This window comes from Alkalicoccus luteus (assembly GCF_052061695.1).
GTDB classification, from domain to species: domain Bacteria; phylum Bacillota; class Bacilli; order Bacillales; family Salisediminibacteriaceae; genus Alkalicoccus; species Alkalicoccus luteus.
Genome location: NZ_JBPZEY010000002.1, coordinates 191,479 through 217,301 on the forward strand (window position 1 = coordinate 191,479; position 25,823 = coordinate 217,301).

A 25,823-nucleotide genomic window follows, 5' to 3' on the forward strand; every position below is an offset into this window, starting at 1 on the left:
CCCGGCCTCAACAGGCCGGGATTATTTTTGTTTAACTCGGTGAACAAACGATAAAAGGCGTACGTTTTTGATTTCCCTTCTTGTAGCTGGCGGAAAGCAGGATTATAATAGGGATGGTGATGCAGACATGAAACTAATCGTTCAAAAATTCGGCGGTTCTTCTTTACAGACTGAAGCAAAGCGAAATCAGTGTGCAGAACACATTTTAACCGCACTGCAAGATGGATTTAAAGTAGTCGCAGTAGTATCTGCTATTGGAAGAAGTGGAGATCCCTACGCAACGGATACACTGCTGAAATTGGCAGGCGGTAATACGCCTGCTGTATCAGCTAAAGAATTGGATATGCTTATGGCATGCGGCGAGACAATATCGTCAGTCGCTTTTTCAGCTTTGTTGCAGCATAAAGGTGTAAAAGCTGGAGCCATGTCGGGAGCCGAAGCAGGCTTTCGAACGAATGAAGTTTACGGAGATGCGCGTATAACGGAAATGCAGACTGCCGCGCTGGAAGGTGCTTTAAAGGATAAGGACGTTATTGTTGTAACAGGATTTCAGGGAATGACTCCGAAGGGAACGACAGCAACGCTTGGCAGAGGCGGATCAGATACCTCTGCTACGGCGCTGGGTGCAGCTTTAAAGGCTGAAATGGTTGATATTTTTACGGATGTTGCAGGTATTATGACCGCTGACCCTCGAATAGCCGGAAATGCGAAACCACTCAAGGCTGTTACATATGCCGAAGTGAGCAACATGGCGTACCAAGGCGCAAAGGTGATTCATCCGAGAGCAGTAGAAATTGCGATGCAGGCAGAAATACCGCTTCGCATCAGGGCATTCTCCGAGGATGGACCAGGCACGATTATTCGGTCAACGATTGACGGAGCGGCTGGACAGGACGTAAAAGAAAGACCAGTAACAGCGGTGACACATAAAGATAAGGTCTGTCAGATAAAAGCTGCAGGGCCTAATCCTAAAGCAGACGTATTTACTGCGATGGCTGAAGCTGGAATATCTGTTGACTTTATTTCGATCCACCCTGAATTTGCGACTTTCACGATTCCGTCCGAAAAACGTACTGAGGCTCTTGACTCTTTACAAGATCTCCCTCATGACGTAACATGGACGGACCAATGTGCGAAGGTCGCGGTTGTCGGAGGAGGCATGAGCGGTGTTCCCGGCATTGCAGCCAAAATAGTGACAGCACTTGAGCAGCAGGGCATTCATGTGCTTCAGTCAGCAGATTCCCACACGACCATTTGGGTGCTTGTAAGCAGTCCGCAGCTGCGCAATGCGGTTAATGTACTTCATGACAGTTTTTTAACGGACAACAACGCTTAGCGCAGGTTGAATGAGGAGGATGACAGATGAAACTAGGAAATGTCGTAACAGCGATGATTACACCATTTAATCAGCAAGGTGCTATTGATTTTGATCAGCTCGGACCTCTCGTAGATTTGTTGATTGAGCGAGGTACAGAAGCGGTCATCAGTGGAGGAACGACGGGAGAATCTGCCACACTCAGCATGAAAGAAAAAGCTGAGCTTTACCGTGAAACCGTCAGAGTGGCAAACGGCCGCATTCCGGTTATTGCAGGAACAGGGATGAATGACACCCGTGCGACAGCTGAATTGTCGATTCAGGCTGAAAAAGACGGGGCAGATGGAATCATGCTGGTAGCGCCTTATTATAATAAACCGTCTCAGCAGGGGATGTATGAGCATTTTAAAACCATTGCTGAAAAAGTATCAATTCCGGTCATGGTTTATAACGTGCCTGGCAGAACAATGGTGAATCTCCTGCCCGAAACTGTCATCGCATTATCCGAGGTTCCAAACATTACAGCAGTTAAAGAGGCAAGCGGCAATCTTGACCAGCTGACAGCTCTCGTAGCAGGAACGCCGGATCATTTTGCCGTTTATTCCGGTGATGACAGTTTGACGCTTCCTTCTGTTGCCGTTGGAGCAGACGGCATTGTTTCGGTATCGAGCCACATCATCGGCCGTGAAATGCAGGAGATGATTGCTCATTACAGAGAAGGCAGACCGGATCAGGCGGCCTCGATGCATCAGAAGCTCGTTCCGTTTATGAAAGCGATGTTTATCGCACCAAGCCCGTCCCCGTTAAAAACGGCGTTAAGTATGCAAGGATTTGACACAGGCGGAGTTCGGCTTCCGTTAGTAGCACTCGATGAAACAGAAAGAGCTCTCGTGCAGCGTGCTTTGAATGATGTATCCAGCATGAGCAGATTTTCCAGCTGACGCTCTTCGAATATTAATCCGTCAAGAAGCTGAGCTTGTATCGATTTCGGTACAGGCTCTTTTCTATTGATCTTTCTGTGCTCCTTCCAGCATGTAGAAAAGAAGATCTAGGTATACGTACAAATGAATGCGAAGAAAGATCGAGTATACGTGTCATATACGTTAGGACAGCTCATGAAACTGGAAGTCCAGCTTGTGAACCTGCGCCTCGTTCATGTATACTTATAAAAGAGGTTCAGATCGGCTTGGTCAGCAGAGTAAAAAATGAGTGTGGAAACAGTGCATGTCCAGAGAACGTCTGAGGAGACAGACGTTCTTTCTGGTGGACCGGTAATCATTTTTGATGCGTGTTAAAACGCCTGCTGTCGCATTTACTGAATAATGAACATCTACACAGTTGAACTTTTGATACAGGAGGAATTAATTTGGCAAATCAACAGACCGACAAAATTAAAATCTTTGCCCTGGGAGGGCTGGGAGAATCCGGCAAAAATCTCTACGTGGTGGAGCTGGATGAAAATATCTTTATTCTTGATGCAGGCTGTATGCATCCGGAAGACGACATGCTTGGTGTCGATATCGTCATTCCAGATATGTCATATCTTATAGAGAACAAGGATCGGGTTCAGGCTCTTATTCTTTCTCATGGTCACGAAGAGCATATTGGAGCTGCAGCATATCTGCTGCGCGAAATCAAAGTTCCGGTTTACGGTTCCAAGTTTACGCTTGCACTTCTTAAAGATGAGTGCGACGAAATAAAGCTTAAAAAGAAGCCAAAGTTTCATGAAGTACACGCTGACTCCAAGGTCCGCATTGCAAAAACACCAGTGAGTTTCTTCCGAACGAATCATAGTATTCCGGATTCACTCGGAATTGTCATTCATACTTCTCAGGGACCGATTCTCTACACTGGAGACTTTAAATTTGATCAGAATCCTGTTGATGGACAAACTATGGACATCGATAAACTTACAGAAATTGGGTCGAAGGGTGTTCTCTGTCTGCTGTCTGACAGTTCTGCTGCTGAAGTACCAGGCTATACCCCATCTGAGTCAATCGTAGCCGAAGGGCTTAAAGATGCTTTTCACGAAGCACCGCAGGCATTGATTGTTGCCGTTTATGCCACACATCTGCATCGAATCCAGCAGGTTATCGACGCTGCAGCTCAAAAAGAACGCAACGTAGCGGTCGTTGGAAAAGCAATTGAGCGGGCTGTAGATCTTGGACTTGAACTCGGATATCTGACCGATGACGAAGACGTGCTTATTTCGAAAAAAGAAATCAAGTCACTCGACAGAGATGCGCTGGTTGTTCTGACAACAGGAACACAGGGAGAGCCAATGAGCGATCTGATGAAGATGGGCAAAGGTTCTCATCCGCTGTTTAAGATTCAAAATAAGGACAGAATGATTATGTCTTCTATGCCAAAACCCGGCAATGAGAAGCTCGTTTCTCAAATGATTGATTTAATTTCCCGTACAGGCGCAGATGTTGTATACGGAAAAACAAAGAAAATACATGTAAACGGGCATGCCAGCCAGGAAGAACTGAAGCTGATGTTAAACGTTGTAAAGCCTCAACACTTTATTCCTGTAAGCGGTGAATATCGAATGCAGTATGCCCACCAAAAGCTTGCAGCTTCTGTTCATGTAGATCCTGATAACATCTACCTTTTGGAAAAAGGAGAAACGGTGGAATTTCAAAAGCGGAAGGGCAAGCGTGGACCTAAAGTCCCTTCCGGTCATGTCTTGATTGATGGTCTCGGTGTTGGAGATGTAGGTAACATTGTACTTCGGGACAGAAGACTTCTTTCTAAAGATGGGATTCTGGTAGTAGTCGTGACGCTTAATAAAAAACATAATGAAATTCTGTCAGGTCCGGATATTATTTCCAGAGGATTTGTTTACGTGCGCGAATCTGAAGCATTAATTAATGAAGCAGAATCACTCGTAAAAAAATCTCTGGGAGAAGCAATGGAGCAGAATCAAACGGAGTGGTCCCAGCTGAAAAGCCATGTTCGGGATCAGCTGAGCCGCTATTTGTACGAAAAAACAAAGCGCCGACCGATGATTATGCCAATTATTATGGAAGCCTAATGAATGTCGACAGTGTCTCCCTGCAGGTACCTGCATTGCGGGGGCACTGTTTGTTTTAACAGCAGGATAGCAGGAAGGTCGGATACATATGGCAACGAAAAAAAGAAAGAAAAAACCTACGAAAAGAGAGCAGCAGTGGAAACGCCTGCTCAAGTTTGAAGGAGCCGGCGTTCTCTTAGCTGTCACTGCGGTCCTGATCCTGTTTCAGCTGGGATGGATCGGCGAAACGGGCCAAAACATGTTTAGGTTTGTTACAGGAAGCCTTTACTGGCTTCCTGCTGCAGCTTTATTTTTGCTTGGACTTTTCCTCATGTGGAAACGAGCATTTCCGGTTCTTTTATCCAGAACAGCCTCGGGGGTCCTTTTAGCAACAGTGGGAATCGTCAGTTTGCTGCAGCTGCCGTTTCGCCGACGCTACACAGATGGCGTGCAGAATGGGATTGAGCTCCAATCCGCATCTTTTGGAGAAATCGAAGGATTTCATGGCGGAGTTGCTGGAGTAGTGATTTTTGAAAGTGCTGCTGTACTCGCTGCCGCTCCCGGGGCTATCATGCTTGCGATGGTACTCGTTGCAGCAGGGGCAGTAGTAGCAAGCCGTAAATCAATTATCGACATCATGAAATGGAGCGCAGAAAAACAAAAGCCGGCTGCTGTACGCATAGGCAAAAAAATAAAGCAGCTCTTTGCTTCTGTCTCGGCCTCCTTAAAACGGAAATTTCGAGAGCGTAAGTCAAAGAATAACCCGGTTGCTGAAGCGGAAGACTATGCTGCCGAAGATGAGAAACCGGTAGAGCTTTCTGCAGAACCGCATCAGTCAGAGGAAAAGGAACCGCTTATTTATGATTTTACAGCTACTGCATATGAAGAACCTCTTCAGCAGGACGAGAAAAAGGAAATAGAGCCGGCAGAATCAGTGCCTGAGGAAACTAAACAGCAGGGGCTCGTTGTTCAGGAAAGCGAAAATGTAGATTATAAGCTTCCGTCTGTTAACCTGCTCGCTCCCCCTTCCAAACAAACCCAGTCAAAGGAGCATTCTCAGCTTTCAAAAAACGCCCGAAAATTGGAAGAAACGCTCGCAAGTTTCGGCGTTTCGGCAAAGGTGACTAAGGTACATCTTGGACCGGCAGTCACTAAATATGAAGTATATCCGTCCACGGGGGTTAAAGTAAGCCGGATAGTAAATCTCTCTGATGACCTTGCATTAGCACTTGCTGCAAAGGACATTCGAATGGAGGCGCCCATCCCGGGAAAGTCTGCTATTGGGATTGAAGTTCCGAATCAGGATGTAGCACTCGTTACATTTCGGGAGGTAATTGACTCGCAGCAGATGAAAACGGAGTCTAATCCACTTGCCATAGCACTTGGCAGAAATATATCCGGAGAAGCTGTTGCCGCTCATTTAAATAAAATGCCGCATCTGCTCGTTGCCGGTGCAACTGGGAGCGGAAAAAGTGTATGTATTAACGGTATCATTGTCAGCATCCTGCTACGAAGTAAGCCGCATGAAGTGAAATTAATGATGATTGATCCGAAAATGGTGGAACTCAATGTTTATAACGGGATCCCTCATCTGCTGTCACCAGTTGTAACAGAACCGAAGAAAGCAGCACAGGCGCTTAAAAAGGTCGTTAATGAGATGGAAAGAAGATATGAATTGTTTGCGGCGACCGGTACGCGTAATATAGAAGGGTATAACCAGCACATTCACCGAGAAAATGAAACGCGAGAGGAGCCTTATTCTCCGCTCCCATATATTGTCGTGCTTGTCGATGAACTCGCTGACTTGATGATGGTTGCTTCAAGTGACGTGGAGGATGCCATAACCCGTCTTGCTCAAATGGCGCGGGCAGCGGGGATCCACTTGATCATTGCAACGCAGCGTCCTTCTGTCGATGTCATTACCGGGGTCATTAAAGCGAATATTCCCTCCAGAATTGCTTTCGGCGTCTCGAGCTCAACAGACTCCAGAACGATTCTTGATGGAGCGGGAGCGGAAAAGCTGCTCGGAAAAGGAGATATGCTCTTTATGCCTGTAGGGTCCGGGAAGCCGGTCCGTATACAAGGGGCGTTTCTAAGTGACGAAGAAGTGGAAAAGGTAGTAAGGCACTGTATTGAACAACAGCAGGCTCAATACGCGGAAGATATGATTCCAGATGACGAACCGGAAACAACTGGTGCTGAATCTGACGATGCATTGTTCCCAGACGCTGTTGCGCTGGTAACAGAAATGCAGACAGCTTCTGTATCGATGCTGCAGCGGCGTTTTCGAGTCGGGTATGCTCGTGCTGCGAGGCTGATCGATGAAATGGAACAGCAGGGTATAGTAGGTCCTTACGAAGGAAGTAAGCCCCGTGAGGTGTTGGCGGCCAGACGGGAAGACGACCATAGTAATTAACGAGGGAGAAGCGTCAAAACTAATGGCAGGAGGCATCTACGTTGATAAAATCCGATTCAAGACCGCTTTATCTGCAGGTAATCGATAAAATAAAAGAGGATATTGAAAAAGGCCGTTACAAAGCCGGAGAAAGACTGCCCTCTGAGTTCGAGCTCTCCAGGCAGCTGGGTGTCAGCCGGGCGACGCTGCGTGAAGCGCTTCGCATGCTGGAAGATGAAAGTGTCGTTGTCCGGCGTCATGGGGTTGGAACGTTCATTCATACGAAGCCGCTTTTTTCATCGGGAATCGAAGAGCTGTTTAGTGTCACCGATATGATTCGCCGCGGCGGGAGGGAGCCAGGAACTAATTTTCTTTCGTCTGGGTTTGTAGAAGCGACACCAGAAGACAAGGAACGTTTTCACGAGGAAGATCTTCAGCAGGTAATGAAGATTGAGCGGCTTCGGACAGCGGATGGAGATCCGGTAGTATACTGTCTTGATAAGCTTCCGGAAAACCTGCTCCCGGATCCGGTATCGCGAGGAGATGAGTCCATCTTCAATCAGCTGGAACAAAATGGAATTACAATAGCTTATGCCATGACGGATCTGGAGCCGCTCGGATATCATGAACACGTCTCCGAGCTCCTCCAGTGTGACCCTGAAACAGCGTTACTTGTCTTAAAGCAAATGCATTATGATGATCAGGAGCGCGCTGTGCTTTATTCGGTGAACTATTTTCGTGCCGATAAATTTAAATTTCACGTATTACGAAAACGGGTATTTTAGGAGGCGGACGATTATGCCAGAAGCAAATAAAACAAAGCCGGTGCGTACAACGGTTATACCGAGCATAACGTTTAAAACTACGACCTTTGTGCTGCACTTGCGCACACCGCTCCAAAAAGAGTATTTAACAGAAAAAGCGCTGCTGCCTTCAGTGCTGGAACGTGGGAGCAGACATTTTCCGTCTCGGGAAATTATTCAAGCAGCATTAGAGGAAATGTACGGTGCACATCTTACAGCGGATGCAGTCAAAAAGGGTGAGCATCATATTTTATCATTCAAGCTGGAGGTAGCGAACGAGAAGTTTTTAAATGAAGCAGTGCCGTTGACAGAGCGTGCGGTTCAAATGCTCGCTTCCGTAGCCCTTTATCCAAACTTGAATGAAAAGGGGGCGTTCCCCGACACTCCAGTTCAGGAAGAAAAACGGAATCACGCTCAAAAGCTTGCAGGCGTTAAAGATGACAAAATGCGTTATGCCAACAAACGTCTCGCTGAAGAGATGTGTGAAGGAGAACCTTATTCTCTGCCTGTGCTCGGCTATGAGCAGCAGCTTGAAGCGATTACAGGTAAATCGCTTGCCGAAGCGCATCAGGCGCTCTTAAAAGACAGCAGCATTGATTTATACGTTGTAGGCGATGTTCGGGAGCAGGAAATTATACAGTATGTGGAGCAGTTTATGCAGTTCAGCAGCAGGCCGCTGGCACCTTTGCAAACTGAATTTAAAAAGCCTGAAAAAGTGCGCGAAGTAAAAGAAACTGATGAAATCAGCCAGGCCAAACTTCATCTTGGTTTCCGAACGCCGGTTGTTTTCGGCAGCAAACGCTATTTTGCCTTGCAGGTTATGAACAGTCTGTTTGGCGGTGCTCCACATTCCAAGCTTTTTACAAATGTAAGGGAAAAAGAAAGCCTGGCATATTATGCAGCCTCCAGAGTGGAAAGTCATAAAGGTTTAGTAATTGTAATGGCAGGTATTGAAACAGCTCAGTACGATAAAGCATTGTCGATCATCTTGCAGCAGCTTGATGACTTAAAGAACGGGGAGTTTTCTGAGGAGGATGTAGCTAAGTCAAAGGCCGTGCTGCGGAATCAGCTGCTGGAAACGATGGATTCTCCGCGCGGCAGAGTTGAGCTTGAATATCACGGTGCGCTGATTGGTGAGGATTGGGATGCAGGCAGCTGGATCACCGAAATTGATAAAGTTCAGTCAGCAGACGTAAAAGCTGCGGCGGCCTCCCTTGAGCTTGATACGATATACTTCTTGCACGGGAAAGGGTGACAAAATGGAAAAAATCAGCTTTGATCAGCTTCAGGAACAGCTTTATTATGAAAAACTGGATAACGGGCTTGACGTATTTCTGCTGCCTAAATCCGGGTTTCATAAAACGTATGCTACGCTAACAGCTAATTACGGTTCTATTGATAATCATTTTATTGCTGGTGATGGCAGTGAAAAAACTGTTCCGGATGGAATTGCCCATTTTCTGGAGCATAAAATGTTTGAAAGTGAAGAAGGTGATGTCTTTCAAGAGTTTTCTGCACAGGGAGCATCTGCGAATGCATTCACAAGCTTCACGCGAACGGCTTATTTATTTTCTGCGACTGCAAACGTAGAGAAAAATCTGACGACCCTTCTCGATTTTGTTCAAAAGCCTTATTTTACAGATGAGTCTGTAGAAAAGGAAAAGGGGATCATCGAACAGGAAATTAAAATGTACGAAGACAATCCGGATTGGCAAAATTTTTTCGGTCTCTTAAAAGGCATGTACCAGCGTCACCCCGTACAAATCGATATAGCTGGAACCGTAGACTCGATTCATCAAATTACAAAAGATGATTTATACACGTGCTACGAGAGCTTTTACCACCCATCGAATATGGTCCTCTTTGTAGTAGGAAATTTGGAACCGAAGAAAATGATGACGCTCATTCGCAGTAATCAGTCGGCTAAGCGATTTGCTAAAGCAAACCCGCCACAGAGAATCCTTCCGGACGAACCGAATGAAGTTAATGAGGCAGAAGCTGTTATTCCACTGTCCGTGCAGACGCCAAGATGTTTAATTGGGATTAAACAGCCTTCAACGGGGCTCGAAGGCAGAGACCTGCTGCAGCATGAGCTGGGTATGCAGCTCATGCTGGAGCTTGCATTTGGCGGAAGTTCACCGGCTTATCAGCGGATGTACGCAGAAGGGCTGATCAACGAAAGCTTCAGTTTTGATTACACGTCTGAGAAAGAATTTGGTTTTCTCGCTGCTGGCGGAGAAACGTCAAGACCGGATGATCTCGTTCAGGCATTAAAGCATGAACTTTCTGTTCTGAAACAAAACGGGGTGGAAGCAGCTCATTTTGAGCGATTGAAAAAAAAGAAAATTGGCTTTTTTCTGCGTGCCCTAAATTCACCCGAGTACATTGCCAACCAATTTACCAGGTATTATTTTAATGGGATGAATCTTTTCGAGGTCGTTCCAGTTTTGGAATCTCTTCAACTCAGCTACATTGAGAAACTGTTGGAGTCTACACTGGAATTCGATAACCAGATGACCGTGTCTAAAGTGATTCCTGCAGGCGAGGAAGCAGCCGGGTGAATCGTCCGACAGCCTTTATAACAGGTGCATCTGGAGCTATTGGCAGAGCGTGCGCAGCAGCATTAGCCCCTCAGTTCCGGCTGCTCCTGCATTGTCATGTAAACAAAGACCTGCTCGAGCAAACCGCTGAGAAGCTCTCTGCTGTTACCAAAGTAGCTGTTTATCAGCATGATCTGTCAATCGATAAGGATTTGCCGCCATTCCCGGCTGAGCATATTCACGTATTTTTGCACTGTGCCGGATATTCATCACCCGCTCTGTTTCAGGATACTGATGCATCTGATTGGACAGCTGCGTTTAACGTAGCATGTAAAAGCCCCGTCTTGTTCTTGAAGCAGATAACCCCTCACATGATTAAACGGCGGGAGGGAAAGATCATTTTTATCAGCTCCATTTGGGGTGAAACGGGTGCAGCAATGGAAACGGTTTATTCCACGGTGAAAGCAGCACAGCATGGACTGGTAAAATCACTCGGCAAAGAGCTTGCAGCAAGCAATATCCAAGTAAATGCTGTAGCTCCAGGTGCTGTAGATACAGCTATGCTGTCGGTTTATACGGAAGAAGAAAAGCAAATGATTCAGGAAGAAATTCCGGCCGACAGACTCGGAAGACCCGAAGAAATAGCACAAGCAGTAAAATTTCTGGCCTCTGAACAGTCATCCTACATGAACGGTCAGATTATTCACGTCAATGGCGGGTGGCATACGTAAAGTTGGTGCCGTATATGGAAATAACTACTTTTCAACAGCGTTTCAATCGATTATGATGAAATTAGCCTGGAATGCTCGTCAGTACTCCTTGTGAAGGGGGAATACCGGATGGAAAGAAAAGAATGGTACCTGGAATATCAAATTCACGAAAATCGTCCCGGGCTGCTTGGAGAAATAGCCTCTCTGCTTGGTATGCTGAGCATTAATATTTTAACCATTAACGGGGTTGAACATAGAAGAAGAGGCATGCTTATTCTCAGCAAAAGTGACGAGGCGATCAAGCGGCTGACATTTATTTTGGAAACGATGGATATTATCACTTTACGGAAAATAAGAGAACCAAAGCTGCGGGACAGGCTTGCCGTGCGGCATGGGCGCTATATTGAACGGGATGAAGACGAGAAGAAGGTATTCCGGTTTGTACGGGACGAGCTCGGGATTCTCGTAGACTTTATGGCAGAATTGTTTATGAAAGAAGGACACCGGCTTATCGGCATACGCGGGATGCCGAGAGTAGGAAAAACGGAATCAGTGGTCGCTGCAAGTGTGTGTGCGAACAGGAAATGGTCTTTCTTATCGTCCACTATGCTGAAGCAAACGATGCGGAGCCAGCTTGCCGATGATGAAATGCTGGAAGATAATATATATATCATCGATGGAATCGTGTCAACGATGAGAGGCTCTGAACGCCACCGTATGCTCGTGTCGGAAATGATGCGTCTCCCAGCCACGAAAGTTGTAGAGCATCCTGACATCTTTGTAAGGACAACTGAATACACGCTTGATGATTTTGACTACATCATTGAGCTGAGAAGTGATGAGAATCAAGTCATTTCCTATGAACAGGTTGAACAGGATTATTCCTCTTTTTAAATGAAAGAGGAGGGTATATTAAATGAAGTTAGTAGGTGTGTACCGTGTCAGAACTAGGAACAAGACTGCAGTCTGCTAGACTCGAAAAAGGATATTCTCTTGACGAGCTTCAGCAGCTTACAAAGATTCAAAAGCGGTATTTGGAAGCAATTGAAGAAGGCGATTTTTCCAAAATGCCTGGAGAGTTTTATTCGCGGGCTTTCGTGAAGAGCTATTCAGAAGCGGTTGGGCTTGATCCGAACAAAATATTTGAAGAGCACGAGTCTGAGCTCCCTAAACCGAAACGAAGCGAAGTACAGGAACTTCCACCAAGAACCGCCCGGACGAGAGCCTCCTCCTCATCAGGTACGAAAAAATCAGCCTTCTCTTCACTTGTGCCGACGCTTCTCGCTATTTTATTTATTGGTGCAGTTGGTTTCGCAGTATGGCTTTTTAATCAGGATAACGAAGCAGCCCCGGTCGATCCTGAATCAGAGCAAGCTGTAAATGTGGATGACAGCATACCTGAAAATGAAGAAAATGCTGCTGAAAATGAGAATAGCGAAGCTAATGAGAACAATGAAACGGATCCTGCTGAAAACAACGGAAACAATGGAAACAATGGAAACAACAATGTCGACAATGATGGACTCAACGAGCCTGAGGATTCAGATGCAGGCTCGGAGCTGGCATTTGAGGGGTCTGAGGGAAACAGCTATACGTATACGCTTCAAGCCGACGAGTTTGACGTCGAACTGAGCTTCTCAGGTCCGAGCTGGATCCAGATTCTCGACGAAGAAGGAGAAGAGCTTTATCAGCAAGAGCATGCCGATGGAGATTCGGAAAGCTTTGACTTCAGCGACCATGAGGAAATCATGTTTAACATGGGAAGTACGGTAACAGCTGAGCTTCTGATTAACGGAGAAGAATTGATTTATGAATCAGAAGATCACCATCAGAGAATCATCATTCAACAGGATAATTCATAGGCGGAAAGGTCCGGCTCCGGTAGCGTCCGGACGGACTTTTTCCTCTTTTATGATAGATTCGCAAATACTTCCATTGTCTGTTAAGATGAGTAAGGCTCATAGTCGTTCAGGTCGTGGAACAGGAGGATCGTAATGAATATACCTAATAGAATCACTATTTCACGCATTTTTCTTATTCCTGTTTTTATGATATTTCTGCTGATAGATTTTGGCTGGGGAACGTTTATGCTTCTGGGAGCTGAAATTCCAGTTTCCCATTTTCTGGCTGCGCTCGTTTTTATTGTTGCAGCGGCTACAGATTGGCTGGACGGATTTTATGCGAGAAAATACAATTTAGTAACGAATATGGGCAAGTTTCTGGATCCGCTGGCTGACAAACTGCTGATCACAGCCGCCTTTGTCGGATTAACAGGAATGGATATGTTTCCTGCTTGGGCTGCTGTTGTTATTTTGAGCAGAGAGTTTGCTGTAACTGGACTTCGGCTGGTCGCTTCCGGATCCGGCGAAGTAATCGCTGCAAGCATATGGGGGAAGTGGAAAACGGTCAGTCAGATTGTTGCTGCTTCCGCCGTGCTGCTTCATAATGTTCTTTTTGAATTAGCAGGCATACCGTTCGACACGATCATGATTTATACTGCTGTTGTATTGACTGTTTTTTCAGGTGTGGACTACTTCGTGAAGAACAAACACGTTTTAACGTCTTCGGATTAGGAGGATATCACTATGAATGCAGAAATAATTGCAGTCGGGACCGAGCTTTTGCTCGGACAAATTGATGATACGAACGCAACGTTTTTATCCAGACAATTATCTGAGGCCGGGATCAATGTCTACTTCCGCCAGACCGCAGGTGATAATGAGGAACGCTTGAAAAATGTCATTCAAACGGCTGCCGAGAGGTCTGATATTATCATTTTGACCGGCGGGCTTGGGCCAACAAGAGACGATTTAACGAGAGATGCACTCTCTGCATTTACTGGACTCCCGCTTAAAGTGGATGAAGAATCACTCGATAAGCTGAAATCGTTTTTTGAGGCCCGTGGCCGGGGTGTTTCGGAGTCCAATAAAAAGCAGGCGCTGTCCCTCAAAGGCGCTGATGTCCTCCCAAATGATGAAGGGCTCGCCTGCGGTTCGTTCTTAGAGCATCAGGGAAAGCAGTTTCTGCTGCTTCCCGGACCTCCGAGAGAGTTAAAAACAATGTTTATGCGGTATGCGCTGCCAAAGCTGCGTAACGGAATGGAAGATCAGCAAATTCAGTCAGATGTTTTACGTTTTTACGAAATTGGAGAATCTCAATTAACCGAAAAATTGGATGATCTGATCACCAACCAAACAAATCCAACGATTGCACCTCTTGCTTCTGACGGTGAAGTAGCACTTCGTTTGACTGTGCGCGGCCCTTCCAAAGAAACAAACGAAGAAATGCTTCGCGAGCTAAAGGAGAAGATATTCGCAAGAGTCGGAAATTATTGCTACGGCGAAGGCGACAGCCAGATTGAGCAGGTCACAGCTGAACTTCTGCGTGAACTAGAAAAAAGTATTAGTGCAGCCGAAAGCCTTACAGGCGGGCTGTTTGCAGATACAATGACCTCCTTTTCCGGAGCATCTATGATTTTCCCCGGCGGAATCGTATGTTATAGTAATGAAGCCAAGATGCAGACGCTCGGGATATCAGAAACACTTCTTGAAGAACACGGAGCAGTCAGCGCAGAATGCGCCGAGGCGATGGCGGACGGATGCCGTCGCGTATTTAGCTCTGACTACGGAATCAGCTTTACAGGTGCGGCAGGGCCTGATCCTCTCGAAGGATATGAACCTGGACAGATGTTTATTGGCATAGCGACCCCTGACAAAACGGTTTCACACTTTGTAAATATCGGGGGCAGCAGAAACAGAATTCGTACGTACGCGGTGAAACAAGGTCTTTATTTATTGTTTCAAGAGTTACGAAATAAAAAAGGTGGATGAATAATGGTAATGAAGTTCGATGAATTTGAAATTAGCTCAAGTTTAAAAAAAGCAACAAAAGAGATGGGATTTGAAGCACCGTCTCCAATTCAGGAAAAAGTAATTCCAGTAATTTTGGGAGGGCGCGACGTAATTGGTCAAGCTCAGACTGGTACTGGAAAAACTGCAGCATTCGGGATCCCGCTTATTAACGATATTAATGCCAAGCAAAAGCATGTACAGGCACTTATCTTAACGCCGACAAGAGAACTGGCGATTCAAGTTGCCGGTGAATTCCAAAAGCTTTCTAAATTCAACAAAGTTCAGACGCTGCCGGTATACGGTGGACAGTCTATTGGTCATCAGATTAAATCGCTCAAGCGGGGTGTCCAGGTTGTTGTTGGAACTCCAGGACGAGTTCTTGACCACATTAACCGCGGTACGCTGAAGCTTGACCGCTTAAGCAAGCTGGTTCTCGACGAAGCGGATGAAATGCTGGATATGGGATTTATTGATGATATTGAAAAGATTCTTCAAAATGCGAATACGGAGCGCCAGAGTCTGCTCTTCTCAGCGACGATGCCTCCGGCAATCCGCAAGCTTTCCTCACGCTATATGAATAATCCTGAACACATTACGATTGATAAGGGCGAAATGACTGCTCCATTAATCGAACAGGTTTATTACAAAGTTCTTGATAAAAACAAGCTTGATTCGCTTTGCCGAATTATCGACAGCGAGACGCCTGAGCTTGGAATTATCTTTTGCCGTACAAAAAAAGGTGTGGCCGAACTTACGGAATCTCTGCAGGCAAGAGGATATGCTGCCGACGGACTTCACGGCGATCTCACGCAGTCCCAGCGGGACGTTGTTATGAGAAAGTTCCGCAAAGGTACAATTGAATTCCTGATTGCAACGGACGTTGCTGCCAGAGGAATCGATGTTCAAAACGTGTCTCACGTTATTAACTTTGATATTCCACAGGATCCGGAAAGCTACGTCCATCGTATTGGCCGGACTGGTCGTGCAGGTAAGGAAGGAATTGCCATTACTCTTGTGACGCCTAGAGAAATGAAACATCTTCGTTCGATCGAACGAGAAATCAAATCGCAAATTCCTGCAAAAGGCATCCCATCCATCGAAGAAGTTGTGGAAAAGCAGCAAGCAGCATGGAAGCATCAAATTGTAGAACTGATTGAGGATAATGAGCAGGATGACGCGCTTTATGCTGAATTGGTTGCAGAACTTCTAAGCGAATATCCTGCCGATAAAGTTGTCAGCTCTCTTATGAAGCTTGCTTTTTACAGCCATGATGAGAAAACAACTTCAGCAGGTTACGATTTTGGGGAAACTGGAGCCCAGAAAGGCATGACGCGGTTTTTCATCAACGTTGGCCGTAATGTCGATATGACACCTAAAAAACTGGTAGACGATGTTTCCAGACTCGTTGGGATCAGCCCGAAAGTAATCGGGAAAATTGACATTTTTGAGAACTTCACATTTATGGAAGTTCCTCAGGAGTCCGCTCCTTTTGTATACGAAGGCCTGAAATATGCCCGCGTCGGCGGTGCAAAAATCAATTTGGAGCCGGCAAAGCCGCGCCCGAGCCGAAAATAAATTAATTCTATTGGCCGCCCCGTTTTCATTTGACGGGGCGGCCTGATTTCTATATACTGATAAGTAGCGAACGGGTGTTTGCAGTACGCCGGCCGGAGCAGTTCTGCCGGACGTTTGAATAGACCACTCAAAGGAGAGATGTTCACGTGTCAGATCGTAAACAGGCGCTTGATATGGCGCTTAAGCAAATTGAAAAGCAGTTCGGTAAAGGGTCCATTATGAAACTCGGAGAGCAGACGGACCGCCGTGTTTCCACTATTTCCAGCGGAACGCTCGCACTGGATATTGCCCTCGGAGTCGGCGGGTATCCGCGAGGCCGAGTGATTGAAGTATATGGACCGGAATCGTCTGGTAAAACAACAGTAGCGCTGCATGCAATTGCAGAAGTGCAGCGGAATGGCGGTCAGGCTGCTTTTATTGATGCAGAACACGCGCTTGATCCGGTTTATGCTCAGAAGCTGGGTGTTAATATTGATGAACTGCTGCTGTCACAGCCTGATACAGGGGAACAGGCTCTCGAAATCGCAGAGGCGCTTGTTCGAAGCGGCGCTGTCGATATGATCGTAGTCGATTCCGTAGCAGCACTTGTACCAAAAGCAGAGATAGAGGGCGAAATGGGAGACAGTCACGTCGGTCTGCAGGCACGTCTTATGTCTCAGGCGCTTCGTAAGCTTTCTGGTGCTGTATCCAAGTCGAACACAATTGCTATGTTTATTAACCAGATCCGTGAAAAAGTCGGGGTTATGTTCGGAAATCCTGAAACAACGCCAGGCGGACGCGCCCTGAAGTTCTACTCCTCTGTGCGCCTTGAAGTACGACGGGCAGAAACCTTGAAACAGGGCAATGAGATGATTGGTAATAAAACGAAAATTAAAGTAGTTAAAAATAAAGTAGCTCCTCCTTTCCGTACAGCTGAAGTGGACATTATGTACGGGGAAGGTATTTCACGGGAAGGATCATTAATCGATATCGCCTCTGAACTTGATATTATTCAAAAGAGCGGCGCATGGTATTCGTATAACGAGGAGCGTATGGGACAAGGTCGCGAAAATGCGAAGCAGTATCTTAAAGAAAATGATGATGTCATGCAGGAAATTGACAGAAAGATTCGTGAACATCATGGGTTGCTGGAACCAATCGAAGTGCCGGCTCCTGAAGATCCAGAGGAGCAGGAAGATACGCTTGATTTGAAATAAAACACTGTTGATAAACTGAGCTTTATAAGAGAACCGCTGTAAACACGCAGCGGTTCTCTTTCTGTACACAGAGTCAATGAATCAGATCGAATCATGCTTATGTGATGATACACTGTATCACTCATGAACCAGTTCGGCTATTTCGACTCACCATCAAGTTGAATATAGCAGCTGCAGACGGCAGCTTCCTGAAGCTGAATGTATCAATCACTAACCAGTTTTGGAAGGAATCAAACGGTTAAAAAAGGAATTAGCCCTATCTACTAAGCGAATGAACTGACGGGAGAATGGAGCGGCAGATAACTGCGAAGGTAAACAAAGAACGTCTATTTTTGCCCCGTCTATCGATCTCGGTTGAAAGATGCTGTTATTTCAGCAACAGAAGAAAACGTAAAGTAAAACAGTTGAATCAATCCACTGAAAAAAGTGCTCAAACTCGCTTCGCAGCAGCGTTTCCTCACTTTTCCAAAGCTTGACAGGACTAAGAATGAAGCATACAATTAACGAGTACACGTTTTTGCAAAGCGTCGGAATCCATTTTACCTGGATTTTTTGTGAAATCGTGCTACTACCCTATAATTTGTTTTATTTGATGAAACAGTACTACTACAGAAATAGCTGTGAGGAGGTGAGTCAAGCGTGACTACGACACAAATCCTCATTTTGCTATTCACTGCAGTAACCGTGTTCTTTGTTGGATATTTTGTGCGTAAATCTATTGCTGAAGCGAAAATTTCCAGTGCGGAAATGCTAGCGAAACAGACGATAGATGATGCGAAACGGGAGGCGGAAGCCAGCCGTAAAGAAGCTGTCCTGGAAGCAAAAGACGAAGCACATAAAATTCGTCTGGAAGCTGAACAGGAACTGCGCGACCGTCGGAACGACGTTCAAAAGCAGGAAAACCGTCTCGTCCAGAAAGAAGAAGTTCTGGATCGCAGAAGTGAATCTGTAGACAAAAAAGAACAGTCTTTGGAAGTACGGGAGCAGCAGCTGTCGGAGCGACAGCAAGAAGTCGACGACATGAATAGCAAAGTCGAGGAGCTTGTTAACAGGCAGCAGCAGGAGCTCGAACGTATATCCGGATTTACGAAGGATGAAGCCCGTGACATTATTATGGAAACAATGGAGAATGAGCTGACTCATGAGAAAGCCGTTCTTGTTAAAGACTACATGACGAGAGCAAAAGAAGAAGCGGACAAAAACGCCCGTGAAATTCTCTCGCTTGCTGTACAGCGATGCGCCGCAGATCATGTAGCGGAAACTACTGTTTCCGTCGTCAATCTTCCAAACGATGAGATGAAGGGACGGATTATCGGCAGGGAAGGCCGTAACATCCGTGCTTTAGAAACATTGACCGGGATTGATTTGATCATTGATGATACACCGGAAGCTGTCATTTTATCCGGATTTGATCCGATCAGAAGGGAAATTGCCAAAGCCTCTCTGGAAAAGCTGGTCCAGGACGGCAGAATTCATCCCGCCCGTATCGAAGAAACCGTTGAAAAATCACGTCGCGAAGTAGATGAGATGATTCGGGAATACGGTGAACAGACGACATTTGAAATGGGAATTCATAATCTACATCCGGATCTTATTAAAATACTCGGGCGTCTTAAATTCCGTACGAGCTATGGTCAGAATGTACTGAAGCATTCTGTAGAAGTAGCTCATTTAAGCGGAATTATGGCTGCAGAATTGGGAGAAGATGTACAGCTTGCCCGACGTGCCGGCCTGCTGCATGATCTTGGTAAAGCCATTGATCATGAAGTGGAAGGAAGCCATGTAGAAATCGGAGTGGAGCTCGGTACTAAGTACAAGGAACATCCGGTCGTTATTAACAGTATTGCCTCTCACCACGGTGATACAGAAGCCACTTCCGTTATTGCGACTCTCGTCGCAGCTGCGGATGCACTTTCGGCGGCACGTCCGGGAGCCAGACGTGAAACGCTTGAAACTTACATTAAACGACTGGAAAAGCTCGAAGAAATTTCAGAGTCGTTTGATGGTGTTGAAAAAACCTATGCTATTCAAGCTGGACGCGAAATTCGAATTATGGTCAGACCGGATACTATCTCTGATGAAGATTCTTACCGGCTGGCGAGAGACATTACGAAGCGTATTGAAGACGAGCTTGACTATCCGGGTCACATTAAAGTTACCGTGATTCGAGAAACAAGAGCGGTTGAATATGCAAAGTAGTAAAAATAGACCGACCGCGGAGCACCGCTCTGTATGGCGGTCTTTTTTTCTTGGATGATAATAAAGCTGCACGTTCATGCCGTCAGCAGAGGAGGAAGAGGATGAAAATATTATTTATCGGCGATATCGTCGGGTCTCCCGGCAGAGAAATGCTTGGTGAATACTTGCCGAAGCTTAAGGCGAAGTACCGTCCAGATCATACGATTGTTAACGCTGAAAATGCAGCACACGGAAAAGGGATTACAAAAAAGATTTATCATGAATTGCTTCAAGCTGGAGCAGACGTACTTACAATGGGTAATCACACGTGGGACAAAAAGGATATTTTTGAGTTTATTGAAGAAGCAGATTATCTTGTCCGACCGGCCAATTTTCCTTCCGGGACACCAGGAAGCGGATTAAAAGTGATCGGGAAAGGTAAAAATAAGGCTGTTGTGATCAATTTGCAGGGGACTACTTTTCTCCCGCCCCTTGATAATCCCTTCCACGCTGCAGATCGGCTTATTGAAGAAGCAAAACAACACGCTCCTGTCATATTTATTGATTTCCACGCAGAAGCCACGAGTGAAAAACAGGCGCTTGCCTGGTATCTTGATGGCAGATGTACAGCTGTGATCGGTACGCATACGCATGTACCTACTAACGACAGCCGTATATTACCGGGAGGTACAGCATTTCAAGCTGATGCAGGTATGACAGGACCCTATGATGGCATATTAGGTATGAAGCGGGAAGCGGTTCTAAACCGATTTTTGACGCAGCTGCCTGCCCGGTTTGAGGTGGAAGAAGGAAAAACGCAGCTAAACGGTGTTTTCATAGAAGTAGACCAGGCTGGCGGAAAAGCGACGTCTATCAAACCAATTCAAATAAATGATGATAAGCCTTTTTTTGATTAGAGAGCCGAAGGCAGAGAAACGATGCATCAAACCTAATAAGGTTATCATATACAGCGGGACGAAGCAGAAGCCATTTAAATAGAGGTTTAGCAACGGGGCAGAAAGTGGTACATGATTAGAAAGATATAAAGCTTCAGTCTCCAACCAGCTAATTTGAGCCGTACTAAATAACGTTTACTATTTAAAAGGAGGTCCCTACATGGAAATTTTAAAAGTTTCTGCTAAATCTAATCCTAATTCCGTTGCAGGCGCACTTGCAGGCGTCATTCGTGAACGGGGGACTGCTGAAATACAGGCGATCGGAGCAGGCGCTCTCAACCAGTCAATTAAAGCAGTGGCAATCGCAAGAGGTTTTGTGGCGCCAAGCGGCATCGATTTAATATGCGTCCCAGCCTTTACGGATATCACTATTGATGGTGATGAACGAACGGCAATAAAGTTGATTGTCGAGCCACGATAATACGCGCAGTTCCACCCGGACAGATGCCATGTCCGGGTTTTCTTATGTAAAAAACCTAGTATAAGATCGCTGTTCGAAAAAAGAGCAGTGAAACAGGATCTTGATTAAAGGTACGTTTGAAGCATCATCGAAGCGGTATTTTCTTTGTTCCTTTTCACTGGTTAACGCGGTTGTCCATGATTTGAAAAGACTGTCCTCATATAGCAGACTGTACGCTTGTGAGACACATTATTTCATGGTACGATAAAGCAAGATGTGAGGAGGGACGTTATGACAAAAACAATGAAAGCGGTTGTGAAACAGGATAAAGCTCGAGGTGCTGTTTTAAAAGAGGTACCTGTACCTTCATGTGGAGCACAGGATGTATTAATTAAAGTGAGAGCAACCTCTATTTGCGGAACAGACGTACATATTTACGAATGGGATGAGTGGTCAGCCAGCCGGGTCAAGCCACCTTATATTTTTGGTCATGAATTCTCTGGAGAAGTCGTGGAAACAGGGAGCCTTGTAAAAAGTGTTCAGGTTGGGGATCATGTGTCTGCTGAAACCCATATTGTCTGCGGGAGGTGCCCGCAGTGCATGAGCGGGAATGCTCACATTTGCGAGAAGACGGAGATTATTGGGGTAGACCGGGACGGCTGCTTTGCCGAATATGTAGTATTGCCGGAAGAAAATATTTGGCAAAACGAGAAGTCTCTCCCTTGGGACAAAGCCAGTATTCAAGAACCGATGGGAAACGCCGTTCACACAGTGCTTGCGGGCGAAACAGCTGGTAAAACAGCTGCTGTGATTGGATGCGGACCTATTGGATTGATGGCTTGTGCTGTTGCAAAAGCAGCTGGAGCAGCAGAAGTATTTGCAATAGATCTCAATCCGTACCGGCTTGGATTAGCACAGTCACAAGGTGCAGATTTTACGATAAATCCGCTAGAGCAGGATCCGGTTCACTATATTAAGAAGATGACTGGCGGCAGAGGAGTCGACATCGTATGTGAAATGAGCGGTCATCCAGTGGCGATGAATCAGGGTTTTAAAATGGCTACCAATGGCGGTAGAATTTCTATCTTGAGCTTACCCGTCAGACCTGTAGAGATTGACATTACCAATGACATTGTATTCAAGGGATTAACGGTGCAGGGGATTACCGGAAGAAAAATGTTTCAAACGTGGCAGCAGACGGCCGGTCTGCTTCGTTCCGGAAAGATGGATGCCGCTTCGATCATTACCCACCGTTTCCCACTCGAAGACTTTGAAAAAGGCTTTGATCTCATGCTGCAAGGAAAATGTGGTAAAGTCGTATTACACCCGTAGAATAGAAAAGGAGTGCTTTAATGATGAAAGGCTTTGAACATATTGAACGAGAACTGCAAGATATGAAAGATGCTGGAACATTTCGTGAACTTGTACCAATTGAATCGGAACAGGCTGAAAAAGTAACGATCGATGGGCGCGAATTGATCCAGCTTTCTTCAAACAATTATTTAGGTCTCACCACCCACCCCAGATTGAAGCTGGCAGCCGTTAAAGCGGTTGAAAAATATGGCGCCGGAACCGGGTCTGTCAGAACGATTGCCGGAACTTTTAACATGCACAACGACTTTGAAGAGAAGCTTGCTGATTTTAAGCATACGGAAGCAACACTCGTTCTGCAATCCGGTTTTACGGCCAATCAGGCTGTGCTTGCTTCGATCCTGTCTAAAGAGGATGTCGTTATCTCCGATGAATTGAATCATGCCTCGATTATTGATGGAATCCGCCTGACGAAAGCAGACCGCAAAATATATAAGCACGTTGACATGAAGAGTCTGGAAGAAGCCCTGCAGGCTTCAAGTGACTATAGAAGCCGGCTTGTTGTGACAGATGGAGTATTTTCTATGGACGGCAACATTGCACCACTGCCAAAAATCGTCGAACTTTGTGAAAAATATGACGCGATGATCATGGTAGATGATGCCCATGCAAGTGGCGTTTTAGGCCGTAATGGACGAGGTACTGTTGACCACTTTGATCTAAACGGCCGTGTTCACATTCAGGTTGGAACGCTTAGTAAAGCTGTCGGTGTACTCGGAGGCTATATTGCCAGTACGCAGGCTGTAAGAGATTATTTGATTCAAAAAGGGCGACCGTTCCTGTTCAGCACGTCCCATCCCCCTGCTGTCACAGCAGCTTGCAGTGAAGCTATTGACGTTTTGATTGAAGAGCCGGAGCTGATTGAAAAGCTATGGGATAATACGAATTACTTGAAAAAAGGTTTGAAGAAATTAGGCTTTGATATTGGACTAAGCGAAACCCCAATTACACCTGTGATGGTCGGCGACGAGCGCAGGTCTCATGAATTCTCAGATAAACTTCGCGAGTACGGAGTTTTCGCTCAAGGAATTGCTTTTCCAACAGTAGCAAAAGGCCAGGCCCGAGTGAGAACCATCGTAACAGCTGAGCACCGCCGAAGCACACTGGATGAAGCGCTGAAAGCTTTTAAAAAGGCAGGCAAAGAACTCGGTATCATTAAGTAACAGGCTGTCAGTGTATTATCTTTCACTACAGCAGACATGTTTAATGGTGAATAACGTATCATGATCCGCAGACGCTTAAACGAATTCGGCTTTCTGGTCTGCTGTTTGCAATGGCTTCTATACGGTGCTTTTGAATGCTGGATAGGTCACACGCAGGTTAAAGAGGATACTGGTACTTTTATTTGACTAAATAGAAACACAGGTTCACCTATTGAGAGGCCCTGCCATCGTGCCGGGTCCTTTTTGTCTTGTGATCGATTACACAATGGTAAAACCTGAGTGAAAGGCTTGTCCTTCATTCGACAACCGTTTATAATTATAGGTTGACAGTCTACTTAAATAAAGGAGCTATGCATCCTATGAATGAAGAACAAAAAAAGAAACAACTGGGCCAGGAAAAAGATTATTCCCAGTATTTTCAAACCACATACCGTCCGCCGGATTTGAAGCAGGCGAAAAAGCGTGGAAAAGAAAATGTTGAAATACATTATGACTTTGAAGTGCCGGACTCCATGCAGGGAATCGGATCGGGTAAGAAGTTTCTTATCCGTACTTACGGATGCCAGATGAATGAGCATGATTCGGAAAATATGGCCGGAATACTTATGAATATGGGCTTTCAATCAACGGCTTCTGTAGATGAAGCAGACGTCATTTTAATCAATACATGTGCCATCCGGGAAAATGCTGAAAATAAGGTATTTGGAGAGATTGGGCACCTGAAAAGTTTGAAGCGTGATAACCCAGGGCTGATTATAGGGGTATGCGGCTGTATGTCTCAGGAAGAATCCGTAGTAAACCGTATCCTTGAAAAGCACCAGCAGATAGACTTAATTTTTGGCACGCATAATATACACCGACTCCCGCAGCTTATCGAACAAGCGGTCATGAGCAAGGAAATGGTCATTGAAGTATGGTCAAAAGAAGGCGACATTATTGAGAACATGCCCAGAGCGCGTAAAGGTAAAATTCAGGGCTGGGTGAACATTATGTACGGCTGTGATAAATTCTGTACGTACTGTATCGTGCCTTATACACGAGGAAAAGAGCGGAGCAGACGACCGGAAGACATCATTGAAGAAGTCCGGCACTTAGCCAGAAATGGTTATAAAGAGATTACGCTGCTTGGACAAAATGTTAATGCTTACGGAAAAGACTTAGCAGATCTTGACTATGGCTTAGGGGATTTGATGGATGAAATTCGTAAAATCGATATCCCGAGGGTGAGATTCACCACCAGTCATCCGCGAGATTTTGATGATCATTTAATCGACGTCCTTTCTAAAGGCGGAAACTTGGTTGAGCATATTCATCTGCCCGTACAAAGTGGAAGCAATGCTGTTTTAAAGCTGATGGCACGGAAATATACTCGTGAATCGTACGTTGAGCTGGCTCAAAAAATTAAAGCCGCTATTCCTCATGCTTCATTTACAACAGATATTATCGTTGGATTTCCAAACGAAACGGAGGAGCAATTCGAAGAGACGCTGTCTCTTGTTGAAGAAATGGAGTACGACAGCGCTTTTACGTATATCTATTCTCCAAGAGATGGAACACCGGCTGCGAAGATGCAGGATAATGTTCCGCATGATGTGAAGCGCCAGCGTCTCGCCCGTCTGAATGAACTGGTTAACAGATTATCAGCTGAGAAAAACAAAGCTTGCGAAGGCCAGGTCATGGAAGTACTGGTTGAGGGAGAAAGCAAAAAGAATCCGGATGTACTAAGCGGAAGAACACGTACGAACAAGCTCGTTAACTTTAAAGGTCCAAAAGAATGGATCGGCCGGCTTGTGGACGTTCAAATTACAGAAGCAAAAACCTGGTCCCTAAACGGAGAGGCAGCTGCTTTGGCAGAGGTGAATAATTGATGAGTAACTACACAAAGAAAGACATCATGAATGAGGCGCGAAATCTGGCAGAGAAGATTTCGGAAACCGAGGAAGTGGATTTCTTCAAGCGTGCGGAACTGCAAATCAACGACCACCTGCGCGTTCAGGAAATTATCGCTAAAATTAAATCCCTGCAAAAAGAAGCGGTTAACCTAAAGCATTACGATAAAACAGAAGCCTTGAAGGCAACAGACGAAAAAATAGATGCTCTTCAAGATGAACTTGATAACATTCCACTCGTACAGGAGTTCAAGCAGTCCCAAATGGAAGTGAATGAACTTTTGCAAATGGTGAGTAATACAATCTCTAATACAGTCACGCAGAAAATTATTGAATCTACCGGCGGAGACGTTTTGAAAGGCACAACGACGAAAAGTCCCTTCTCAGACGGGTGCTGATCCGCTGCTGACTGCTGTTCAGCCTCTAAGGGGGCATGAACAGCAGTTTTTATATCACGATACATAC

General features: G+C 45.7%; 21 protein-coding genes. All 21 read left to right on the plus strand.

Annotated features, from left to right (window positions below):
• Nucleotides 1–127 precede the first annotated feature (127 nt).
• The 21 genes from dapG (at nucleotide 128) to ACSZLD_RS03300 (ending at nucleotide 25,756) form a co-directional block, all read left to right on the plus strand.
• Nucleotides 128–1,336 (plus strand): aspartate kinase, encoded by a 1,209-nt coding sequence (dapG, locus tag ACSZLD_RS03200; RefSeq protein WP_444684203.1) that lies wholly within the window; start codon nucleotides 128–130, stop codon nucleotides 1,334–1,336.
• 26 nt (nucleotides 1,337–1,362) lie between these two features.
• Nucleotides 1,363–2,256: a 4-hydroxy-tetrahydrodipicolinate synthase gene (gene dapA, locus ACSZLD_RS03205; protein WP_444684204.1), complete on the plus strand. Its 894-nt coding sequence runs from the start codon at nucleotides 1,363–1,365 to the stop codon at nucleotides 2,254–2,256.
• A gap of 425 nt (nucleotides 2,257–2,681) precedes the next feature.
• Nucleotides 2,682–4,352 (plus strand): ribonuclease J, encoded by a 1,671-nt coding sequence (locus ACSZLD_RS03210; protein ID WP_377908282.1) that lies wholly within the window; start codon nucleotides 2,682–2,684, stop codon nucleotides 4,350–4,352.
• An 88-nt stretch (nucleotides 4,353–4,440) separates the two neighbouring features.
• Nucleotides 4,441–6,747 (plus strand): DNA translocase FtsK, encoded by a 2,307-nt coding sequence (locus ACSZLD_RS03215; RefSeq protein WP_444684205.1) that lies wholly within the window; start codon nucleotides 4,441–4,443, stop codon nucleotides 6,745–6,747.
• 41 nt (nucleotides 6,748–6,788) lie between these two features.
• The gene (locus ACSZLD_RS03220; protein WP_444684206.1) at nucleotides 6,789–7,511 is read left to right on the plus strand and encodes a GntR family transcriptional regulator; all 723 of its coding nucleotides are present in this window, start codon (nucleotides 6,789–6,791) and stop codon (nucleotides 7,509–7,511) included.
• A 13-nt stretch (nucleotides 7,512–7,524) separates the two neighbouring features.
• Nucleotides 7,525–8,784, plus strand: coding sequence for an EF-P 5-aminopentanol modification-associated protein YfmF (gene yfmF, locus ACSZLD_RS03225; RefSeq protein WP_444684207.1), 1,260 nt, complete (start codon nucleotides 7,525–7,527; stop codon nucleotides 8,782–8,784).
• Between the two features lie 4 nt (nucleotides 8,785–8,788).
• The gene (yfmH, locus tag ACSZLD_RS03230; protein ID WP_444684208.1) at nucleotides 8,789–10,090 is read left to right on the plus strand and encodes an EF-P 5-aminopentanol modification-associated protein YfmH; all 1,302 of its coding nucleotides are present in this window, start codon (nucleotides 8,789–8,791) and stop codon (nucleotides 10,088–10,090) included.
• A complete protein-coding gene (ymfI, locus tag ACSZLD_RS03235) occupies nucleotides 10,087–10,800 on the plus strand; it encodes an elongation factor P 5-aminopentanone reductase (protein ID WP_444684209.1) in 714 nt (237 codons plus the stop codon). Before yfmH ends, ymfI begins: the two co-directional genes overlap by 4 nt.
• Before the next feature lie 108 nt (nucleotides 10,801–10,908).
• Nucleotides 10,909–11,673, plus strand: a complete 765-nt coding sequence (locus tag ACSZLD_RS03240) for a DUF3388 domain-containing protein (RefSeq protein WP_168004584.1) — start codon at nucleotides 10,909–10,911, stop codon at nucleotides 11,671–11,673.
• A gap of 44 nt (nucleotides 11,674–11,717) precedes the next feature.
• On the plus strand, nucleotides 11,718–12,641 hold the full coding sequence (locus ACSZLD_RS03245) for a helix-turn-helix domain-containing protein (protein WP_377908288.1): 924 nt from the start codon (nucleotides 11,718–11,720) through the stop codon (nucleotides 12,639–12,641).
• Between the two features lie 132 nt (nucleotides 12,642–12,773).
• The gene (gene pgsA / locus ACSZLD_RS03250) at nucleotides 12,774–13,352 is read left to right on the plus strand and encodes a CDP-diacylglycerol--glycerol-3-phosphate 3-phosphatidyltransferase (RefSeq protein ID WP_377908289.1); all 579 of its coding nucleotides are present in this window, start codon (nucleotides 12,774–12,776) and stop codon (nucleotides 13,350–13,352) included.
• A gap of 12 nt (nucleotides 13,353–13,364) precedes the next feature.
• Entirely contained in the window at nucleotides 13,365–14,609 is a 1,245-nt protein-coding gene (locus tag ACSZLD_RS03255; protein WP_444684210.1) for a competence/damage-inducible protein A, read from the plus strand.
• Nucleotides 14,610–14,612: 3 nt separating this feature from the next.
• Entirely contained in the window at nucleotides 14,613–16,205 is a 1,593-nt protein-coding gene (locus tag ACSZLD_RS03260) for a DEAD/DEAH box helicase (RefSeq protein WP_377908291.1), read from the plus strand.
• 146 nt (nucleotides 16,206–16,351) lie between these two features.
• The gene (recA, locus tag ACSZLD_RS03265) at nucleotides 16,352–17,401 is read left to right on the plus strand and encodes a recombinase RecA (protein ID WP_377908292.1); all 1,050 of its coding nucleotides are present in this window, start codon (nucleotides 16,352–16,354) and stop codon (nucleotides 17,399–17,401) included.
• Between the two features lie 639 nt (nucleotides 17,402–18,040).
• A complete protein-coding gene (rny, locus tag ACSZLD_RS03270; protein ID WP_377908293.1) occupies nucleotides 18,041–19,600 on the plus strand; it encodes a ribonuclease Y in 1,560 nt (519 codons plus the stop codon).
• 101 nt (nucleotides 19,601–19,701) lie between these two features.
• Complete coding sequence (locus ACSZLD_RS03275) at nucleotides 19,702–20,496, plus strand: TIGR00282 family metallophosphoesterase (protein ID WP_444684211.1); 795 nt, start codon at nucleotides 19,702–19,704, stop codon at nucleotides 20,494–20,496.
• Nucleotides 20,497–20,695: 199 nt separating this feature from the next.
• Nucleotides 20,696–20,956, plus strand: a complete 261-nt coding sequence (locus ACSZLD_RS03280) for a stage V sporulation protein S (protein WP_168004577.1) — start codon at nucleotides 20,696–20,698, stop codon at nucleotides 20,954–20,956.
• Between the two features lie 270 nt (nucleotides 20,957–21,226).
• Nucleotides 21,227–22,267, plus strand: coding sequence for an L-threonine 3-dehydrogenase (gene tdh, locus ACSZLD_RS03285; protein ID WP_377908295.1), 1,041 nt, complete (start codon nucleotides 21,227–21,229; stop codon nucleotides 22,265–22,267).
• Nucleotides 22,268–22,290: 23 nt separating this feature from the next.
• Nucleotides 22,291–23,469 carry a glycine C-acetyltransferase gene (locus ACSZLD_RS03290; protein ID WP_444684212.1) on the plus strand — a complete coding sequence of 393 codons (1,179 nt, stop codon included), beginning with the start codon at nucleotides 22,291–22,293 and terminating at the stop codon, nucleotides 23,467–23,469.
• Nucleotides 23,470–23,828: 359 nt separating this feature from the next.
• On the plus strand, nucleotides 23,829–25,337 hold the full coding sequence (gene miaB / locus ACSZLD_RS03295) for a tRNA (N6-isopentenyl adenosine(37)-C2)-methylthiotransferase MiaB (RefSeq protein WP_377908297.1): 1,509 nt from the start codon (nucleotides 23,829–23,831) through the stop codon (nucleotides 25,335–25,337).
• Nucleotides 25,337–25,756 (plus strand): YlbF/YmcA family competence regulator, encoded by a 420-nt coding sequence (locus ACSZLD_RS03300; RefSeq protein ID WP_377908299.1) that lies wholly within the window; start codon nucleotides 25,337–25,339, stop codon nucleotides 25,754–25,756. Before miaB ends, ACSZLD_RS03300 begins: the two co-directional genes overlap by 1 nt.
• Nucleotides 25,757–25,823 lie beyond the last annotated feature (67 nt).

Coding starts and splice junctions, on each gene's coding strand:
- dapG (WP_444684203.1), top strand. CDS start 128: ATGAAACTAATCGTTCAAAAATTCGGCGGTTCTTCTTTACAGACTGAA.
- dapA (WP_444684204.1), top strand. CDS start 1,363: ATGAAACTAGGAAATGTCGTAACAGCGATGATTACACCATTTAATCAG.
- ACSZLD_RS03215 (WP_444684205.1), top strand. CDS start 4,441: ATGGCAACGAAAAAAAGAAAGAAAAAACCTACGAAAAGAGAGCAGCAG.
- yfmF (WP_444684207.1), top strand. CDS start 7,525: ATGCCAGAAGCAAATAAAACAAAGCCGGTGCGTACAACGGTTATACCG.
- yfmH (WP_444684208.1), top strand. CDS start 8,789: ATGGAAAAAATCAGCTTTGATCAGCTTCAGGAACAGCTTTATTATGAA.
- ACSZLD_RS03240 (WP_168004584.1), top strand. CDS start 10,909: ATGGAAAGAAAAGAATGGTACCTGGAATATCAAATTCACGAAAATCGT.
- pgsA (WP_377908289.1), top strand. CDS start 12,774: ATGAATATACCTAATAGAATCACTATTTCACGCATTTTTCTTATTCCT.
- ACSZLD_RS03255 (WP_444684210.1), top strand. CDS start 13,365: ATGAATGCAGAAATAATTGCAGTCGGGACCGAGCTTTTGCTCGGACAA.
- ACSZLD_RS03260 (WP_377908291.1), top strand. CDS start 14,613: ATGGTAATGAAGTTCGATGAATTTGAAATTAGCTCAAGTTTAAAAAAA.
- ACSZLD_RS03275 (WP_444684211.1), top strand. CDS start 19,702: ATGAAAATATTATTTATCGGCGATATCGTCGGGTCTCCCGGCAGAGAA.
- ACSZLD_RS03280 (WP_168004577.1), top strand. CDS start 20,696: ATGGAAATTTTAAAAGTTTCTGCTAAATCTAATCCTAATTCCGTTGCA.
- tdh (WP_377908295.1), top strand. CDS start 21,227: ATGACAAAAACAATGAAAGCGGTTGTGAAACAGGATAAAGCTCGAGGT.
- ACSZLD_RS03290 (WP_444684212.1), top strand. CDS start 22,291: ATGAAAGGCTTTGAACATATTGAACGAGAACTGCAAGATATGAAAGAT.
- miaB (WP_377908297.1), top strand. CDS start 23,829: ATGAATGAAGAACAAAAAAAGAAACAACTGGGCCAGGAAAAAGATTAT.
- ACSZLD_RS03300 (WP_377908299.1), top strand. CDS start 25,337: ATGAGTAACTACACAAAGAAAGACATCATGAATGAGGCGCGAAATCTG.